General features: G+C 64.3%; 17 protein-coding genes. 7 read left to right on the top strand and 10 right to left on the bottom strand.

What is annotated here, in order from left to right:
• Nucleotides 1–34: 34 nt before the first annotated feature.
• On the top strand, nucleotides 35–1,618 hold the full coding sequence (locus ACPPVR_RS34870) for a hypothetical protein (protein WP_426611049.1): 1,584 nt from the start codon (nucleotides 35–37) through the stop codon (nucleotides 1,616–1,618).
• Between the two features lie 119 nt (nucleotides 1,619–1,737).
• On the opposite strand, the gene ctrA is transcribed toward ACPPVR_RS34870, so the two are convergent.
• Together ctrA and ACPPVR_RS34860 are read right to left on the bottom strand one after the other, a co-directional pair.
• Complete coding sequence (gene ctrA, locus ACPPVR_RS34865; protein WP_007600544.1) at nucleotides 1,738–2,439, bottom strand: response regulator transcription factor CtrA; 702 nt, start codon at nucleotides 2,437–2,439, stop codon at nucleotides 1,738–1,740.
• Nucleotides 2,424–2,636, bottom strand: a complete 213-nt coding sequence (locus ACPPVR_RS34860; protein WP_426611048.1) for a hypothetical protein — start codon at nucleotides 2,634–2,636, stop codon at nucleotides 2,424–2,426. Before ACPPVR_RS34860 ends, ctrA begins: the two co-directional genes overlap by 16 nt.
• A 203-nt stretch (nucleotides 2,637–2,839) precedes the next feature.
• Here ACPPVR_RS34860 and fliI point away from each other — a divergent pair, with 203 nt between their 5' ends.
• The 6 genes from fliI (at nucleotide 2,840) to ACPPVR_RS34830 (ending at nucleotide 9,091) form a co-directional block, all read left to right on the top strand.
• The gene (fliI, locus tag ACPPVR_RS34855) at nucleotides 2,840–4,165 is read left to right on the top strand and encodes a flagellar protein export ATPase FliI (RefSeq protein WP_426611047.1); all 1,326 of its coding nucleotides are present in this window, start codon (nucleotides 2,840–2,842) and stop codon (nucleotides 4,163–4,165) included.
• 115 nt (nucleotides 4,166–4,280) lie between these two features.
• Entirely contained in the window at nucleotides 4,281–4,700 is a 420-nt protein-coding gene (fliJ, locus tag ACPPVR_RS34850; RefSeq protein WP_426611046.1) for a flagellar export protein FliJ, read from the top strand.
• 183 nt (nucleotides 4,701–4,883) lie between these two features.
• Nucleotides 4,884–5,429 carry a sigma-70 family RNA polymerase sigma factor gene (locus ACPPVR_RS34845; RefSeq protein WP_426611045.1) on the top strand — a complete coding sequence of 182 codons (546 nt, stop codon included), beginning with the start codon at nucleotides 4,884–4,886 and terminating at the stop codon, nucleotides 5,427–5,429.
• A 37-nt stretch (nucleotides 5,430–5,466) separates the two neighbouring features.
• Nucleotides 5,467–6,543, top strand: a complete 1,077-nt coding sequence (locus ACPPVR_RS34840) for an anti-sigma factor domain-containing protein (protein ID WP_426611044.1) — start codon at nucleotides 5,467–5,469, stop codon at nucleotides 6,541–6,543.
• 237 nt (nucleotides 6,544–6,780) lie between these two features.
• The gene (locus ACPPVR_RS34835) at nucleotides 6,781–7,740 is read left to right on the top strand and encodes an AraC family transcriptional regulator (protein WP_426611043.1); all 960 of its coding nucleotides are present in this window, start codon (nucleotides 6,781–6,783) and stop codon (nucleotides 7,738–7,740) included.
• 133 nt (nucleotides 7,741–7,873) lie between these two features.
• Complete coding sequence (locus ACPPVR_RS34830) at nucleotides 7,874–9,091, top strand: NAD(P)/FAD-dependent oxidoreductase (protein ID WP_426611042.1); 1,218 nt, start codon at nucleotides 7,874–7,876, stop codon at nucleotides 9,089–9,091.
• A 223-nt stretch (nucleotides 9,092–9,314) separates the two neighbouring features.
• On the opposite strand, the gene ACPPVR_RS34825 is transcribed toward ACPPVR_RS34830, so the two are convergent.
• The 8 genes from ACPPVR_RS34825 to ACPPVR_RS34790 all read right to left on the bottom strand — a co-directional run bounded on the left by ACPPVR_RS34825 (nucleotide 9,315) and on the right by ACPPVR_RS34790 (nucleotide 16,712).
• Nucleotides 9,315–9,515, bottom strand: coding sequence for a hypothetical protein (locus ACPPVR_RS34825; protein ID WP_426611041.1), 201 nt, complete (start codon nucleotides 9,513–9,515; stop codon nucleotides 9,315–9,317).
• Nucleotides 9,516–9,809: 294 nt separating this feature from the next.
• The gene (gene flhA / locus ACPPVR_RS34820; RefSeq protein ID WP_426611040.1) at nucleotides 9,810–11,951 is read right to left on the bottom strand and encodes a flagellar biosynthesis protein FlhA; all 2,142 of its coding nucleotides are present in this window, start codon (nucleotides 11,949–11,951) and stop codon (nucleotides 9,810–9,812) included.
• A gap of 365 nt (nucleotides 11,952–12,316) precedes the next feature.
• Nucleotides 12,317–12,619 carry a copper-binding protein gene (locus tag ACPPVR_RS34815; protein WP_426611039.1) on the bottom strand — a complete coding sequence of 101 codons (303 nt, stop codon included), beginning with the start codon at nucleotides 12,617–12,619 and terminating at the stop codon, nucleotides 12,317–12,319.
• Between the two features lie 16 nt (nucleotides 12,620–12,635).
• The gene (locus ACPPVR_RS34810) at nucleotides 12,636–13,091 is read right to left on the bottom strand and encodes a cupredoxin domain-containing protein (RefSeq protein ID WP_426611038.1); all 456 of its coding nucleotides are present in this window, start codon (nucleotides 13,089–13,091) and stop codon (nucleotides 12,636–12,638) included.
• A gap of 32 nt (nucleotides 13,092–13,123) precedes the next feature.
• Complete coding sequence (locus ACPPVR_RS34805) at nucleotides 13,124–14,455, bottom strand: copper oxidase (RefSeq protein WP_426611037.1); 1,332 nt, start codon at nucleotides 14,453–14,455, stop codon at nucleotides 13,124–13,126.
• Between the two features lie 13 nt (nucleotides 14,456–14,468).
• On the bottom strand, nucleotides 14,469–15,893 hold the full coding sequence (locus tag ACPPVR_RS34800; RefSeq protein ID WP_426611036.1) for a TolC family protein: 1,425 nt from the start codon (nucleotides 15,891–15,893) through the stop codon (nucleotides 14,469–14,471).
• Between the two features lie 9 nt (nucleotides 15,894–15,902).
• Nucleotides 15,903–16,187 carry a hypothetical protein gene (locus ACPPVR_RS34795; protein WP_426611035.1) on the bottom strand — a complete coding sequence of 95 codons (285 nt, stop codon included), beginning with the start codon at nucleotides 16,185–16,187 and terminating at the stop codon, nucleotides 15,903–15,905.
• A gap of 78 nt (nucleotides 16,188–16,265) precedes the next feature.
• Nucleotides 16,266–16,712: a hypothetical protein gene (locus tag ACPPVR_RS34790; RefSeq protein WP_426611034.1), complete on the bottom strand. Its 447-nt coding sequence runs from the start codon at nucleotides 16,710–16,712 to the stop codon at nucleotides 16,266–16,268.
• Nucleotides 16,713–16,756 lie beyond the last annotated feature (44 nt).

The following is a 16,756-nucleotide window of genomic DNA, read 5'->3' as shown; positions in this document are numbered from 1 at the left end:
CTTCATCAGCGAACCCTAGCAATAGGAGTTCACCGTGACGCTCGATAATGTCGTAGAGCCCCTGAATGCGATCTTCGGGTCCTTCGGCGGACCGCTTCTCGTCGTGCTGTTCTACTGGTTCAGGTTCCATACGCTGAAGGGCACGCGCTCGTTCACGACAAAGCCCTTATTCTTCTTTGGTGTCGCCGCCTTCATCACGCCGTTCATGATCGTGTACGCGCTGCTTCCGCACAAGCTGTCGCCGCTTGCCGCGATTTGGCTTCTGATCTTGGTCTGGCGCATTCCCGTTATTCCGGCGCGGTGGCGAAGCTTTTGTCAGGAGCTGGCCGGAATTCCTGCAAGCGCGCTCACGCTGCGCGACCAGCTGGCCGCAGCGCCGTTCCAGGTCCATTTGGACGATATGCCGAGCCTTCAGCGCAAGCTCGCCAGGGTCGGCTACCAGATCGACGACTTTCGAGCCGTGCAATCGACCGCCATCCAGTCGCGCTTGCTGAAGATCTCGGCTCTCATGCTGCACCTCGAGGGGTGGGCCGGAAGCAGCGAGAGCTTCATGGAGCGCAACTCCGACGTCCATGCGGAGCTGCTGGCGGTCTATGACGCGCTGTGCTTCCGCACCGTCCGGGTGCTCAAGAGCTGCGCCGAGGTCTACGGCGCGATCATGGAAGACAGCCAGGTCGAGCCGGACGACTGGCAGGCACTCGACCAGCTCTCGACCCGCCACAGCGCGGTCAGCCAGCTTCAACTGGCCGCCCAGACGGCGGCGGGATGCATGCTGGAAGACCTTCGCAAGGACATGGATTCGCTGCTCAACAATCTTCTGCTGTTCGCCGCGCGCGCGGCGCTCGCCGGCGAATGGACGCTCGGCCGCAGCAAGCGAAGGCTGGGCGCGATCGGCTTCACGCTGGAGCCGTCCCCGCCCGGCATCGTGAAGTTCGTGGCGACCGTTGCGGCTTTCACCTTCGTTTGGTGCCTCCTGTGGCTGCTCGGATCGGGCAAGATCATTCAAGTACCTGGAGATCAAGCCGCCGGTGTGCTGCGGACTCTGGTCACGACTCCTCTGCAGTTCATCCTGAATTTCTGGCTGATCTACTATTTCAAGCGGTACTACGGGTTTGCGAACGAAACGATCTTCGGGCGGCTCCCGGTGGGATTCATCCTCTCGATCGGTCTCTGTAGTGCCCTGATCTTCTTCCCGATCCAGGCGATATTCGATTTCTACCAGTTTCCCGATCGACCCTATCCCGACGTCGTGCTGCGCGAGCTGCCGCTTCTGATCTTCCCATGGGGCGTCGGAGCGATGACGGCCCTGCTGGTGCAGGATTCGACGTGGGGCAGGCGGTCGCGGAAGACGCGGCAGATGAGAGACGGTCTCGTCTTCGGCGGCGGCATGACGGTGATGCTGTGGATGCTGCTGGTCATCCACCAGATCGTCCCGATGCCGGTGATGGAAATCGTCGACGACGTCTCCGGATGGGCGTTCTTCGCATCCTTCGTGCTTCCGACCTTCGCGTTCGGCTTCATCATCGGCTACGCGATGGTCGGACGGCTACGCGAGGCGGCGGCGCGTTGTCCGGTTTGGAAGGCGGACCTGGCGACCCCGTCCCTCGCCCGCGTCTGATCGGGTTGGGGCGCGCTGGACCTCGTCACCTACACAGGCCCAAAAAACAAAACCCCGCCATTTGCGGCGGGGTCCAGGCTGGGAGGAGCAAGCCCCGAAGGGCTCGCGACGTAAATGGATCAGGCGGGGATGCGCTCTTCGACCTCGTGCGGCTCGCGCAGCACGTAGCCGCGGCCCCACACGGTCTCGATGAAGTTGCGGCCCTCCGAGGCGTTGGCGAGCTTCTTGCGGAGCTTGCAGATGAAGACGTCGATGATCTTCAGCTCGGGCTCGTCCATGCCGCCATAGAGGTGGTTGAGGAACATTTCCTTGGTGAGGGTCGTACCCTTGCGGAGCGAGAGCAGCTCCAGCATCTGGTATTCCTTGCCGGTCAGGTGCACGCGCTGGCCGCCGACTTCGACCGTCTTGGTGTCGAGGTTGACGACGAGGTCGCCGGTCTGGATGACCGACTGGGCGTGGCCCTTGGACCGGCGCACGATGGCGTGGATGCGGGCGACCAGTTCGTCCTTGTGGAAGGGTTTGGTCATGTAGTCGTCGGCGCCGACGCCGAGACCCTTGACCTTGTCCTCGATGCCGGCGAGGCCGGAGAGGATCAGGATTGGTGTCTTGATCTTGGAGACCCGAAGCTGCTTGAGCACGTCGTAGCCGGACATGTCGGGCAGGTTGAGGTCGAGAAGGATAATGTCGTAATCGTATAATTTACCGAGATCGACGCCTTCTTCCCCCAAATCGGTCGTGTAGACGTTGAAGCTCTCAGACTTCAGCATCAGCTCGATCGACTGCGCGACGGCGCTGTCATCTTCAATCAGCAAAACGCGCATGCCAGTTCCCCATAGTCGCCGCTCCTGGGCGTCAGGTCGGCCGCATTCGCGGCACTCAACAAAACGCCTTTGAACAACTGATTCGGATCCTGACGAAAGATGGTTAACAAAATCTGATTCTGGAACGCAAGCCCCGCGGTGCAATTTTTCTCGAATCGCCCTAAGGTGTTGCGCGCGAAGCAGCTTTCATCGTCCAATTCCGCTCAAGTTCCACTTTAAGAGACGGGCCTAACCGACTCCCGCGACTCAGCCTTCTTCTGAAGGGGAGCCACGCTCAGTCACAAAGACAGTGACGCAATGATTAACGATGCGGGTAAACACGAAGTTAAGCGCCGTTCAGAAATATGGCGAAATTTAAGAGTTTCGCCGTGAAGGCCCCTCTCATGAAGGCGTGCTCCTTATGAAGGCTCTTGCCGAGCAGATCGGCGATATCGACGGCGTCAATATTTATGGCCGTGTGGTCGGCGTGCGCGGCCTGATGGTCGAGGTGGCCGGCCCGATCCACGCGATGTCGGTCGGCGCGCGGCTCGTGATCGAGACCGGCGCCAACCGTTCCATCCCCTGCGAGGTGATCGGCTTCTCCGGCAACAATGCCGTCGTGATGCCGTTCGCCGGCCTCGACGGTGTGCGCCGCGGCTGCAAGGCTGTGATCGCCAATGCGGCCAATCAGGTACGTCCGTCGTCGGCGTGGCTCGGCCGCGTCGTTAACGCATTGGGCGAGCCGATCGACGGCAAGGGGCCGTTGCCGCAAGGCGCTTCGCCAATGCCGTTCCGCAATTCGCCGCCCCCGGCGCATTCGCGCAAGCGCGTCGGCGCCCCGCTCGATCTCGGCGTGCGCGCGATGAACACCTTCCTCACTTGCTGCCGCGGCCAGCGCATGGGCATTTTCGCAGGTTCCGGCGTCGGCAAATCGGTGCTGCTCTCGATGCTGGCGCGCAACGTCGATGCCGACATCAGCGTCATCGGCCTAATCGGCGAACGCGGCCGCGAGGTGCAGGAATTCTTGCAGGACGACCTCGGCGAGGAGGGGCTGGCCCGCTCCGTCGTGGTGGTCGCAACCTCCGACGAGCCGGCCCTGATGCGGCGGCAGGCCGCGTATCTGACGCTCGCGGTCGCCGAATATTTTCGCGACGAGGACCAGGACGTGCTCTGCCTGATGGACTCGGTGACGCGCTTCGCCATGGCCCAGCGTGAGATCGGGCTGTCCGCCGGAGAGCCGCCGACCGCCAAGGGCTACACGCCCACCGTCTTCACCGAGCTGCCGAAGCTGCTGGAGCGTGCCGGTCCCGGCCTCGGCGAGGGTGCCATCACCGCGATCTTCACAGTGCTGGTCGACGGTGACGACCATAACGAGCCGATCGCCGACGCCGTCCGCGGCATCCTCGACGGCCACATCGTGATGCAGCGCTCGATCGCCGAGCGCGGCCGCTACCCCGCCATCAACATCCTCAAATCGGTCTCCCGCACCATGCCGAAATCGGCCGATCCGCAGTTCTGGCCGACCATTCAGCGGGCGCGTCAGGTGATGGCGACCTATGCCGACATGGAGGAACTGATCCGGCTGGGCGCCTACCGGGCCGGCTCCAGCCCCGAGGTCGACGAGGCGATCCGCCTGCACGAGCCGCTGGAGGCCTTCCTGCGCCAGCGCAAGGACGAAAATGCCTCGCTGGCCGACGGCTACCGCCAGTTGGCGCAAATCCTCGGTAATTTGGAAACGGAACGCTAACTTTGTCCCGTCATCATCCGATCTCTAGCAAAGCCGGTCTTGGCCCTAGTCGGGCCTGTGGGGAGACCGGTGTCGTCCCACGGGCAGCTAAGGGACTTCTGGGGAGTACGAGTCGATGAAGTCACGTGATACCCTCATTCGCCTGAAGAAGTTTCAGGTCGACGAGAAGCGCCGCCGGGTCGCCCAGATCGAGTCCATGATTGCCGACTTCCAGCGGATGTCGGTCGATCTCGAACGGGAGATCCAGACCGAGCAGGACCGCGCCGGGATCAACGATCCCTCGCATTTCGCCTATCCGACCTATGCCAAGGCCGCCATCCAGCGCCGCGAGAACCTGACCCGCTCAGCCGACGAGCTGAAGGGCCAGCTCGAGGATGCCAAGGCTGCCCTTGGGGAGGCCTTCGAGGAACTGAAGAAGGTCGAGCTGCTGGACGAGCGTGATCAGGCCCGCGAGCGCGCCGAGGAAAACGCCCGCGAGCAGGCCGATCTCGACAGCATCGGCCTGATGCGCGCTCGTATGGGCGCCATCGCCTGAAGACAGCCTGCGGTCAAATCCGCCGTGAAATTTGCGAGCCCGGACCCGCATGGTCCGGGTTTTTGCATTTGCTGTCCACAGTGTGGCGCGCGGCCCCTTGGTGACGGGCTTTGCCGCGCGCTATGGTAGCGGGGTGTTAGGGTCCGCGCGGGATGCGACGAGGCCTGCGCGTTGGGGGGCTGAATGCTGACGCCAGCAGAGCTGGTCGGGCTGATTGAGGAGGTGGCGAAGCGCGACCAGGCCGCGTTCGAGCGCCTCTATGGCGCCACGCGCGCGAAACTCTATGGCGTTGTGCTCCGTATCTTGCGCCGACAGGATCTCGCAGAGGAGGTCGTTCAGGAGACCTACGTCAAGATCTGGAGCAGCGCCGGCCAGTTCAATCCGGCGCTGTCGTCGCCGATCACGTGGATGGCGTCGATCGCGCGCAACCGCGCCATCGACATCGTGCGCAAGAAGACGGAAGCCTCCATCGAGGAGGAGCCTCAGGCGATGGAGGTCGCCGCAGACAGTCCCGATCCCCTGGCGCGCCGGGAGATGTCCGAGGAGTTGAAGCGGCTCCTGGAATGTATTGGCCGGCTCGAGCCAGATCGTCAGCGGCTCGTGCTTCTCGCCTATTACAACGGTTGGAGCCGCGAGCAATTGGCGGAAAAATTCGCCGCGCCCGTCAACACGGTGAAGACGTGGCTACGGCGCAGCATGTTGGATATCCGGGAGTGCCTCGGACTATGAGGACCGGATCAGCGAGGATGGTTTTGGACTGCAATTGATGGCCTATAGCGAGGACCATATCGCGCTCGCCGCGGAATACGCGCTCGGCACACTCGACCCCGACGAGCGCGCGCAGGTCGCGACCATGATGGCGGTGGACCAGGAGTTCGCCGCCATCGTGCAGGCGTGGGAATTCCGGCTCGGCGCCCTCAACCAGATGGTCGGCACGATCGAGCCGCGGCCGATCGTGTGGGAGAACATCAGGCGCGAGATCGCGCGGATGTCAGCATCGCAAGACTCATTGCAGGACTCATTGCAGGGCTCACAGCAAGACACGTCGCAGGAGCCGCCGGTGCTGTCGGACGCGCCGCCGCCGTCTCTGCCGGAGTTTCATACACCGGAGTCGTCATCGCCAGAGCCTGCATCGCTGGACGTGCAGCAGCCGGCGCCGCCCCAATCCAACTCCGATGCCATTCCGATTTTCCCGTCGCAATTCGTGCCGCAGACCCATGCGCCTGACCCGCGCGTCGTGCCTGTTACGCAGGTGCCAATCGTCGACGACACCAACGTGGTCTATCTCGAGAGCCGCGTGAAGCGCTGGCGCAATGTCGCCTCCGCCGTGGGCGCGCTCGCGGCCGCGCTGCTGGTGACGCTATCGCTTCAGATCTTCTCGCCGGATGCGCTGCCCGGCGCGCTACGTCCCGCACAGCGCATCCAGACGGTCGAGGTGAAGACACCGGCCGCGCCGTTGTCAGCACCTGGGCAATATGTTGCGCTGTTGCAGGGTCAGAGCGGCGGCCCCGCCTTCATCCTCACCATCGACGGCGCGACCAAGAATTTCACGGTGCGCAAGGTCGGCGCGACGCCGGAGCCGGGCAAGAGCTTCGAGCTGTGGCTGATCTCCGACAAACTGCCGCGCCCGCGGTCGCTCGGTGTGATCGGCGGCGGTGATTTCACCGCGCGTCCGGTGCTCGCCGGCTACGATGCCGACCTCGTCAACGGCGCGACCTACGCCGTCACAGTCGAGCAGTCGGGCGGTTCGCCCAGCGGCCAGCCGACCTCGGCGCCAGTCTTTTCCGGCAAGCTCATCGAGACGGTCCCGCCGTCCCAGCCGCAGGCGCCCGCGAAGAAGTAGGGCTGTCGTAGCCAGGATGCGCGCAGCGCAATCCGGGGCCACCGTGCCGCATTCCGCGTTGCTCGATTCGGGCTACAAAGCGCAGCTCTGTCGCCAGGGTCCACCTCGTCGTCGCAATCCGACAAGTCAGGCTAAAACTGCCCCCGATTTGAACCTTCGCGCATTCCGCGGCGTCAAATCCCCGGAATTTACAGTCGGCGCCGCCGATCATGGTGCCGGAGAGGGGGTAGAAGTCAGATGGATGCAGTCAAGCCGCCGGGCATCTTCATTCACCAATATGCGGGCCTGCCGCACGGCCCAGCCTTTGAGCACTGGCGCGACAGGGCCTTCGGTGCCTGTGGCCTCGATATCGGGCCCAGCCATGGCGACAGCATCGATTGCCGGCTCCAGATCAGCGTGGTCGACAATATTGCGCTGGCCATTCCCGAAGGCGCCTCCGCGCAATACTCGCGCACGCAGAGCTTGCTTGCCGACGGCAGCGACGATCTCGTGCTGATCGCTGCGCATGCCGGCCTCGTCCGCGTCGGGCAGAACGGTCATAGCGTCGAGCTCGCGCCGGCGCAGATGGTGCTCGTCGACATGGGCGTCACCGGCAGCGTCGGCCACAGCGACGAAGACCGCTTCACCACCATCCGCATGCCGCGCCGCGCGCTGCTCGACATCAATCCACGCGCCGAGGAGAAGCTGTCCCAGGTGCTCTCTGACGGTGCGGTCGCCGAAACCATCTTCCGCTACCACGGGCTTGCCGCGCATCACGCGCCGCATCTCGACGCCGTGGGCCAGCGCCTCACCGCGCAGCACATGGTCGATCTCGTCGGTCTCCTGCTTGGCACCGATGCCGAGCACGCAGCGCTCGCACGCGGCCGGGGACATGCGGCGGCCCGTCTCGATCTCATGCGCGCCGATGTGATGGCAGCCCTCGGTCGCAACGATCTCTGCCTGTCGGAGGTCGCGACGCGCTCGGGGCTCAGCCCGCGCCAGGCGCAGCGGCTGTTCGAGCAGGCCGGCACCACCTTCACCGAATTCGTGCTGGAGCAGCGGTTGCTGCTCGCGCGAAAGCTGCTCGCTGATCTTCGCGCCAGGACACGCAAGATCAGCGACATCGCGCATTCGTCGGGCTTCTCCGATCTGTCCTATTTCAACCGCGCCTTCCGCAAGCGCTTTGGTACGACGCCGTCGGAACTGCGCGAGGCCTGAGGGCAGCGATTTTGTGCAGCGGTGCGGCGCCGCCGCAGTTGGTCGATCCGGTCGAATGAGCTATATCTGTCCGCACGGGACAGATCGCCGGATTCCCTGGAACAGCGAAGTCAACGGAACGAAGTCAACGGACATGGCGCGTATCGTCGTGCTCGGCGCAGGGTTTGCAGGCCTGTGGGCGGCCATCGGCGCCGCGCGCAAGCGCGACGAGATCGGCGCTGACGGCGACATCGAGATCCGGGTCGTCGACCGCAATCCCTATCACAACATCCGCGTGCGCAATTACGAGGCCGATCTCAGCGAGGTCGCGATTCCGCTTGCGCAACTGCTCGATCCGATCGGCGTCGTCCATGGCATCGGCGAGGTAGAAGCCATCGATCCGGTGCGTCGCCGGATCTCGCTGGTGACGAGCGGCGGCGAGGAGATACTGGCCTATGACCGGCTCGTACTGGCGCTCGGCAGCGAAGTGATGCGGCCGGATATTCCGGGCCTTGCCGCGCATGCGTTCGATGTCGATACCTATGCTGCGGCGCTCCGCTTCGAGGATCATCTCACGTCGCTCGGGCGTAGCGCGCCCTCGCCGGGGCGTTCGACGGTCGTGGTGGTCGGTGCTGGCTTCACCGGCATCGAGGTCGCGGCCGAGATGCCGGACAGGCTGGCGCGCGCCGGCGTTACCGGCAGCCGCCGCATCGTCCTGGTCGATCCCAATCCGGCCGTCGGCGCCACCATCGGCGCGCATGCGCGTCCCGTCATCGAGACGGCGCTGGCCTCGCTCGACGTCGAGACACGGCTCGGCGTGCGCGTCGCGTCCGTCGAGGCCACAGGCATCCACCTGAGTTCGGGCGAGTTCATTCCGACGCAGACGGTGATCTGGTGCGCCGGGATGCGCGCGAGCCCGCTGGCGACGAGTTTTGCGAGCGGTCGCGATCGCCTCGGGCGGCTGCTGGTCGATCCCTTCATGCGGGTTGCGGACGTATCGGGTGTATTCGCGGCCGGCGACGTCGCCTCCAGCGTGGTCGACGGTCTGCATCCGACGGTGATGTCCTGCCAGTTCGCCCGCCCCATGGGCCGCTTCGCCGGCCACAACGTCGTGGCCGATCTCGCCGGCCTGCCGATGTTGCCGCTGCGGGTCGACTGGTACGTGACCGTGCTCGATCTCGGCGGCTGGGGCGCGCTCTATACGGAAGGGTGGGATCGCGAACTGCGTGCGTCGGGTGCCGCCGCGAAAGCGACCAAGCAGACCATCAACCGCAAGCGCATCTATCCGCCGCTCAGCGGCAGCAAGGACGAGCTGTTCGCGGCTGCTGCGCCGACGGTGCAGGCGCCGCCGCCGGCTTATGGGGCGCGGTAATCACTTCCGTCATTGCGAACGCAGCGAAGCAATCCTCCGCGGCGGCAGTCTGGATTGCTTCGCTGCGCTCGCAATGATGAGATACCCCAGACATGAGAAAGCGCCCGTGGGGGGCGGGCGCTTTCTGTAGTCGACTTGGGGTTGGGGTCGTCTACATATCCACGTGGCGACTTTGGGGGGCTGGTAAAGAGCCGCGTGAATTCAAAAAACTCGTCAGAACTCCTTAGCGAACGACCGATGCGTTCGAGCTGGTGATCACAACCGGCTTGCCGGCCTTGATGACGCGGGCAGTCTGGGTCAGGCCGTCGTCCGAACCCGAGCGTGCCGTGATGCCGAAGCCTGCCACCGCGATCCCTGCGACGAGGGCCACGACCACGATCTTCAGGTGGGTCGAGCGATCTGCGCTGTAAATCGAGTGGTTCATGGAAGGCTCCTGCCACCATCTACCCGAAGTAGTCGCCACCTTGTTTAGGCAGGTTCATGCTTCCGGTGACCAACAACCTAGTATTGGGGGGATTCGTTCCCAAGAGGCGATCACAAGAGCGTGACAGGATGTGAAAGATCGCGATCAAAAGCGCCCCTTGATCGTGCGATTTCGTAATTATTTCAATGCTATAATGTGCTTGCAGGGTGCCTTGTCAGCATTTGGTCGACAAGGCGCCAGGAATTCAAAAACCATTTGCATGTGGCCGAAAAACACACGGCTTCTTAAGGCAAATCAGATGCTTCCGACCGTTTTCAGCCTCGCCCTGGGGTGAATTTCGGCCTGGGACAGCACCGTGGTCTGGGCTCGGAACCGTTCGACGAGAGAGCGCACGAAGGGACGAATTGCCGCAGAGGTGACCAGCACCGGCGCCTCGCCTTCGCGGGCGGCGCGCTCGAACGCCTCGCGCACGGCGGTCATGAACTCCGACAGTTTTGAGGGTTGCATGGCGAGGCTGCGCTCTTCGCCTTGGCCGACGATGGATTCGGCAAAGGCCTGTTCCCACCGCGCCGACAGCGCGATCAGCGGCAGATAGCCGTTGTAGGAGGTATTCTGCGCGCAGATCTGGCGGGCCAGACGAGCGCGCACATGTTCGACCATGCTGGCGGGATTGCGCGAGAAGGCGAGCGAATCGGCGATGCCTTCGAGGATGGTCGAGAGATCGCGGATCGAGATGCGTTCGGCGAGCAGCAGTTGCAGCACGCGCTGGATGCCGGAGACCGTGACCTGTCCTGGCACGATGTCCTTGACCAGCTCGCTCTGCTCCTTCGGCAGCTCCTTGAGCAGCTTCTGCACCTCGCCGTAGGACAGCAGATCCGACATGTTGGCCTTGAGCAGCTCGGTGAGGTGGGTCGAGAGCACGGTCGCGGCGTCGACGACGGTGTAGCCCTTGAGCGAGGCCTCCTCCTTGAGACTGGCATCGACCCAGGTCGCGGGCAGGCCGAAGGTCGGCTCTGTGGTGTGGATGCCGGGCACCTGCACCTGGCTGCCGCCGGGATCCATGACCATGAACTGGTTCGGCCAGATCTTGCCGGTGCCGGCGTCGACCTCCTTGATCTTGATGATGTAGGTGTTGGCCTCGAGCTGGACGTTGTCGAGGATGCGCACCGCCGGCATGACAAAGCCCATCTCGATCGCGAGCGAGCGGCGCAGCGCCTTGATCTGCTCGGTGAGGCGGTCGGTGCCGTCGGGACCGTTGACCAGCGGCAAGAGCGCATAGCCGAGCTCGATCTTGAGGTCGTCGATCTTGAGCGCCGCCGAGATCGGCTCCTCGGCCGCAGCGGCACCAGATGCACCCGGCTTTCCCGGAGCAGGTGCGGTCTTTGCAGCTTCGTCAGCCTTGGCAGTCGCCCGGTTGCGGTTGCGGGCGTGCCAGGCGAGCGCGCCGGCGCCGGCGCCGAGCGCGAGGAACGGGATGGTCGGGATGCCCGGCAGCACCGCCAGCACCAGCATGACCGCCGAGGACATCGCCAGCGCCTGCGGATAGCCGGAGAACTGCTTCATCAGAGCCTTGTCGGCAGCACCGGAGACGCCGGCCTTGGAGACGAGCAGGCCGGCCGCGGTCGAGACGATCAGCGCCGGCACCTGGGTGACGAGGCCGTCACCGACGGTCAGCAGCGTGTAGCTGCGGCCTGCGTCGGCAAACGACAGGCCCTGCTGCGCCACGCCGATGATCATGCCGCCGACGACGTTGATGAAGACGATCAAAAGGCCGGCGATGGCATCGCCGCGGACGAATTTCGAGGCACCGTCCATGGCGCCAAAGAAGCCGCTTTCGTCCTCCAGCGTCTTGCGGCGCTCCTTGGCGACCTTCTCGTCGATCAGGCCTGCGGAGAGATCGGCGTCGATCGCCATCTGCTTGCCGGGCATGGCGTCGAGGTGGAAGCGGGCGGCGACTTCGGCGATACGGCCCGAACCCTTGGTGATGACGACGAAGTTGACGATGATCAGGATGGCGAAGACGATGATACCGATGACGAAATTACCGCCCATCACGAAGCTGCCGAAGGCTTCGATGACGTGACCGGCCGCGTCCGTGCCCTCGTGTCCGTGCGACAGGATCAAGCGGGTCGAGGCCATGTTGAGCGACAGCCGCAGCATGGTCGAGATCAGCAGGATGGTCGGGAAGGCGGAGAATTCCAGCGGCGTCTGGATGAACAGCGACGTCATCAGGATCAGGATCGAGAGCGTGATCGAGATCGCCAGGAACAGATCCAGCACGACCGAGGGCAAGGGGAGGATCAGCACCACCAGGATGGTGAGGATGCCGAGCGCCAGCGCGATATCGCCGCGCTTGAGGATGTTGACGATCTCGGTGAGGGTAGGGACGCCGGCGTTGGTGCTGCCTACACCCTGTCCCGCGGTGACATCGACCATCGTAGCTGCTCCCCCGCGCGACTGCCGTCCACGCGCCCCAAACGTCTGCGCGGCGGCCGATGGGCCGCCGTTTCGAAAGTGAGGCACCGCACTGGCGTCCACGGGAGCTCCCGTTCTACGCGGCTGACGACACTCGACTCCACTGGGCAATTTTTGCCCGGTGTATGGTTAGCAAAGGGTTAACAAAGGGCGCGGCAAGAGTGCGGGGCGGGGTGTTTCGGGCCTCCCAGGTCGTGATTCCGGGGCGCGCGAAGCGCGAGCCCGGAACCCATTGTGCGGCGGAGTTGGCGAATGAATGGATTCTCAGATGCGCAATTGCGCATCATAGCTCGCGCTGCACGCGCCCCAGAATGACCAAGACGACCCTACTTCGCCTTCTGCATCTTCGTCACCGTGTACCCCGCCGCCGCCTCCTCGGCCTCGAAGGTCACCTTGTCGCCGACCTTCACCTGCTTGAGCAAAGCGGGGTCCGTGACGCGGTAGACCATGGTCATGGCCTCATCCATGCCGAGGCTCTTGGCGGGGCCGTGCTTCAGCGTGATCTTGCCGGCGCCGGCGTCGATCTTCCTCACCTCGCCGCTGATCGAGGCGCTCTGTGCCGCGACTGCACTGAGGGTCAGGCCCAGCGCCAGCGCGAGCGCTGCGGTCATGCGGGTGATCGGTTTCATGGCTTTCTCCATCGGCTCACTTCACTGTGACGTGGCCGACCATGCCGTAGTCGCGGTGGTCGGGGATCAGGCAGGAAAATTCGAAGGTGCCGGCCTTGGTGAACTTCCAGACGATCTCGGCCGTCTTGTTCAGGCCAAGCCGCACCCCGTTCGGGTCGTCATGCTCCATATGCGGGTGCTTCTTCATCACCTCGGCATGCGCGAGGTTCTCCTTGGGGGTGGCAAGCAGGAATTCGTGGTCCTCCTTGCCGACATTGCGCAGCACGAAGTGGATCTGCTCGCCGCGCTTCACATTGATGTTCGACGGCTCGTAGGACATTTCGCTCAGTGCGATCTCGATGGTGCGCGCCGGCTTTTTGGGGTCACCGGGCTCGCCGGCCGAAAAGGATTCGTGGCCGTGATTTTCGTGCGCGAACGCGGGCGCGATTGTGAGCGCGGCCAGTGCCAAGGCGAGTTTGATCGTCTTCTTCATTGTAGTCTCCAGTTGGTGGTTCATCGAAATGCTCACATCTTCATCTTCTGCATTGGCGTGGCGGGCTGCCGCGCCGGCTCCGCCGCAGGTGAAGCGACCTCGTAGGCGACGGTGCCTTGCGGAAATTGATAGGGGCCGGGGTCGCGGTAATCGTCGTGCGCCATCCCCTCGCGGATCTTCATCACCGTGAACATGCCGCCCATCTCGATCGGTCCGAACTGGCCGGTGCCGGTCATCATCGGCAGCGTGTTGTCGGGCGCGGGCATTTCCATGTTGCCCATTGCCATGCCGGTCGAACCCATCGCCATGCCATCGGGCGCCAGCTTGCCGACGGCCTTGGCGAGATCCTTGCGCGACACGCCGATCATGTTGCGCATGTCGTGGCCCATCGCATTCATGGTGTGATGCGATTTGTGGCAGTGGAACGCCCAGTCGCCGGGATTGTCGGCGAGAACGTCGAACACGCGCACCGCACCAACCGGCACGTCGGTCGTCGTCTCCGGATATTGCGCGCTCTCAGGAATCCAGCCGCCATCGGTGCAGGTCACCGCAAAGCTGTGGCCGTGCAAATGGATGGGGTGGTTGTCCATGCTGAGATTGCCGATGCGCACGCGCACCTTGTCGCCGAGCCTGACCGGCAGCGGATCGATGCCGGGAAACACCCGTGCATTCCAGGTCCACATGTTGAAGTCGGTCATCTCGTTGACCCGCGGCAGATACGTGCCGGGATCGACGCGATAGGTGCTCATCACGAAGACGAAGTCGCGGTCGACGGGACGGAAATTCGGATCGCGAGGATGCACGACGACCATGCCCATCATGCCCATCGCCATCTGCACCATCTCGTCGGAATGCGGGTGGTACATGAAGGTCCCGCTCTTCTTCATCTCGAACTCGTAGACGAAGGTTTTCCCGGGCTCGATGTGCGGCTGGGTCAATCCGCCGACGCCGTCCATGCCGCTCGGCACGATCATGCCGTGCCAGTGCACGCTGGTGTATTCGGGCAATTTGTTGGTGACGAAGATGCGGACCTTGTCGCCTTCCACCGCCTCGATGGTCGGACCGGGCGACTGGCCGTTATAGCCCCACAGATTCACCTTCATGCCTTCGGCGAATTCGCGCACCACGGGCTCGGCGACGAGATGGAATTCCTTCCAGTCGCCGTTCATCCGGAACGGCAGCGTCCAGCCGTTGAGCGTGACCACGGGGCGATAGTCAGGGCCGCTGCTTGGATGCAGCGGCGGCTGCATCACCGCCTTATCCATATGCGCGGCTTCCGGAATCGATGCGGCCTGAACGCGGCCTTGAATCGCGCTTGCGCTGACGAGCGCGGCAGTGCCCAAAAATCCTCGGCGGGAAAACATGCTGGCCTCCATGTCAGTGGCCGCCATCGGCAGGCGCTGCCGCGGCGATAGTGGTGGAATTGTCGCCGCCGGGCGCGGGCGTGCCGCCGCCATTGACGGCAGTCTGCAAGTCGGACTGGGCGAGGAAGAAATTTTGCCTGGCATCGATCGCGCCTCGCATCGAAGCGAGGTGCTGCCGCGCTTCGGTTAGCAGCGCGAAGATGTCGACCTGCATGCTGGAGAAACGCAGCTGCATCTCCTCGGTGATGATCTTTCGCAGAGGCAGGATCTCGCGCTGGTAGTGGGTCGCGATGTCGTAGGTGGACCGGTAGGTGCGGTAAGCATCGCGCGCGTCCGAGCGGACGTTGACGGCGCGCTCGGTCAGGCGGTTGAAAGCGAGATTGTAGGTCTCAGCCGCCTGCCGCACCCGCACCTCGCCGCCGTCGAAGATCGGGATCTGGAATTGCACGTCAAAGCCGCGTTCGCGGAACGGCGCGCCTTCGGGATCCTTGGTGCGGCGGGAGATCCCGGCGAGATCGAGCAGGGTGACGAAGCGCGTTGCCTCGGTGAGGTTCAACGACTTTGCGAGCGCCGTCAGTTCCAGCCGCGTGATCTGGAGATCAATGCGATGAGCGACCGCATCGGCCTCGATCGAGGGCAGCGCCTGCGGCCGGCGCGGCAATGGCGGCAACGCGTTGGGAAGGCGGAAATCGAGGCCGTCGTCCCACAATCCCATCAGCCGCGCCAGCTTTTCGCGCGCGCTCGTCGCCGTCTGCCGCGCGGTGGCGAGATCGGCGGTGGTCTCGGCGTAAAACACCTGCTCGCGGGCCTGGTCGAGCTTGTTGATCGAGCCGGTCTCGCCGAGCTTGACGGCGAGCTGCGCTGTCGATTCCGCCGTCGATTTCGCGTCTGTCAGCAGCAGCACCATCTCGTTGGCGGTGATCGCTCGGACATGGGCGCGGCGCACGTCGGCGGCGAGCCGCAGGGTCGTCAGCGCCGCGCGCAACTGCGCTTGGCGAAAATGGTCGCGTGCGATGTCGGTGCGGAACGGCAACGTCGCCAGCGCCAGGATGTCGCCGACGACCTGGCGCTCGATCTCGCTGGCGCCATTGCCCGAGATTCGCAAGACTGAGAACACCGGATTGGGCGGCAGGCTCTGCTCGACGAGATCAGTCTCGGCCAGCGCCAGTTCGTTATAGGCGGCTTGCAGCCCCTTGTTGTTGAGCAGCGCGATCTGCACGGCTGCATCGGCGCTCAGCGTCCGCGACAGCAGCCCGCGGACAGTGGCGTTGACCGTCTCCGCGCCCTCGGCAGAGCGGACGAAGGCGACATCTTTCTTGATGGTCTGGCTCGTGAGTTCCGAGACCGCATTCATGCCGCTGTCCGGCGAGAACGCGGCGCAGCCGGAAACACTGAGCGCGGGGAAGACGAGCAGGCCCCGCGCGAAATGATGTGCCATGGCGCGCCCCTACTGGTCTTGCTTGGCTTGCGGCGCGGCAGCGCCGTTGCGCTCGCTCCACGGCGCCGGCGTTGCGGGCCGCAGGCCGGTGTAGGGCGCGATCGTCGAACGATAGCCGGCGCGTGCGACCTTGGCCGCGGGATCGGCGGGATCGGCAGCGGTCATTGGCGTCGTGGCCGGCATGCAGCCGGACAGCGCCAGCACTATCACGGCCACTGGCAGCCAATTGATTAGAGAGCCTTGTCCACGCGCCGAAGATGCGGCGGCGGACTTCGCCCCGGAAAGCGTAAGCATGATTCATCCCTGATCTGTCTGGAGACCACAGGTTCTCGCGCGCGAGATGCGCGCTCGGCCTGACGTCGTCGTGTCAGATCAGGCGATGGGGGGGCGATAGAGCAGGGGCGGCGCCTCGCTGTGCAGGCTGGCCACGATCTCGGGCGCGCAGGCGGAGATCGGCTGGAGCGGCTTGGCGACGCTGGGCAAATCGGCTGGCAGCGCGCTTACGCACATCATCGCGCAGCACGGGCCCACCTTGCCCTTGCCATCATGATGATGCGGGGCGGGTGTGTCCTGCGCGGCGGTCTGGTGATGCGCCTGCGTGCCGGCATGGTCATGCGCCACGCTGCTGTCATGGGTGTGGTTCGCCACCACTTGATGATGCACCGGCACGAGATCGGCCAGCAGCGCATCATCAAGGCACGGTGCTGGACCGCTGCCCCAGGCAAGGCTTGCTGCCGGCGCGAGCACGCAGAACAGATAGGCGAGGGCAATGAGGCGCCCCACCCTGATCCGCATCGATCGTGTCAATTGCCGCAACATTCCGCCGACATGCTCTTTGCGCGGCAATGTCGCACACGCAGATT

Source organism: Bradyrhizobium sp. McL0616, assembly GCF_049993385.1.
GTDB lineage: Bacteria > Pseudomonadota > Alphaproteobacteria > Rhizobiales > Xanthobacteraceae > Bradyrhizobium.
Note: the sequence above shows the minus strand (reverse complement) of the source record. Positions and strands in the feature narration are given on the sequence as shown.

Coding starts and splice junctions, on each gene's coding strand:
- ctrA (WP_007600544.1), bottom strand. CDS start 2,439: ATGCGCGTTTTGCTGATTGAAGATGACAGCGCCGTCGCGCAGTCGATC.
- fliI (WP_426611047.1), top strand. CDS start 2,840: ATGAAGGCTCTTGCCGAGCAGATCGGCGATATCGACGGCGTCAATATT.
- fliJ (WP_426611046.1), top strand. CDS start 4,281: ATGAAGTCACGTGATACCCTCATTCGCCTGAAGAAGTTTCAGGTCGAC.
- ACPPVR_RS34845 (WP_426611045.1), top strand. CDS start 4,884: ATGCTGACGCCAGCAGAGCTGGTCGGGCTGATTGAGGAGGTGGCGAAG.
- ACPPVR_RS34840 (WP_426611044.1), top strand. CDS start 5,467: ATGGCCTATAGCGAGGACCATATCGCGCTCGCCGCGGAATACGCGCTC.
- ACPPVR_RS34835 (WP_426611043.1), top strand. CDS start 6,781: ATGGATGCAGTCAAGCCGCCGGGCATCTTCATTCACCAATATGCGGGC.
- ACPPVR_RS34830 (WP_426611042.1), top strand. CDS start 7,874: ATGGCGCGTATCGTCGTGCTCGGCGCAGGGTTTGCAGGCCTGTGGGCG.
- ACPPVR_RS34825 (WP_426611041.1), bottom strand. CDS start 9,515: ATGAACCACTCGATTTACAGCGCAGATCGCTCGACCCACCTGAAGATC.
- flhA (WP_426611040.1), bottom strand. CDS start 11,951: ATGGTCGATGTCACCGCGGGACAGGGTGTAGGCAGCACCAACGCCGGC.
- ACPPVR_RS34815 (WP_426611039.1), bottom strand. CDS start 12,619: ATGAAACCGATCACCCGCATGACCGCAGCGCTCGCGCTGGCGCTGGGC.
- ACPPVR_RS34810 (WP_426611038.1), bottom strand. CDS start 13,091: ATGAAGAAGACGATCAAACTCGCCTTGGCACTGGCCGCGCTCACAATC.
- ACPPVR_RS34805 (WP_426611037.1), bottom strand. CDS start 14,455: ATGTTTTCCCGCCGAGGATTTTTGGGCACTGCCGCGCTCGTCAGCGCA.
- ACPPVR_RS34800 (WP_426611036.1), bottom strand. CDS start 15,893: ATGGCACATCATTTCGCGCGGGGCCTGCTCGTCTTCCCCGCGCTCAGT.
- ACPPVR_RS34795 (WP_426611035.1), bottom strand. CDS start 16,187: ATGCTTACGCTTTCCGGGGCGAAGTCCGCCGCCGCATCTTCGGCGCGT.
- ACPPVR_RS34790 (WP_426611034.1), bottom strand. CDS start 16,712: ATGTTGCGGCAATTGACACGATCGATGCGGATCAGGGTGGGGCGCCTC.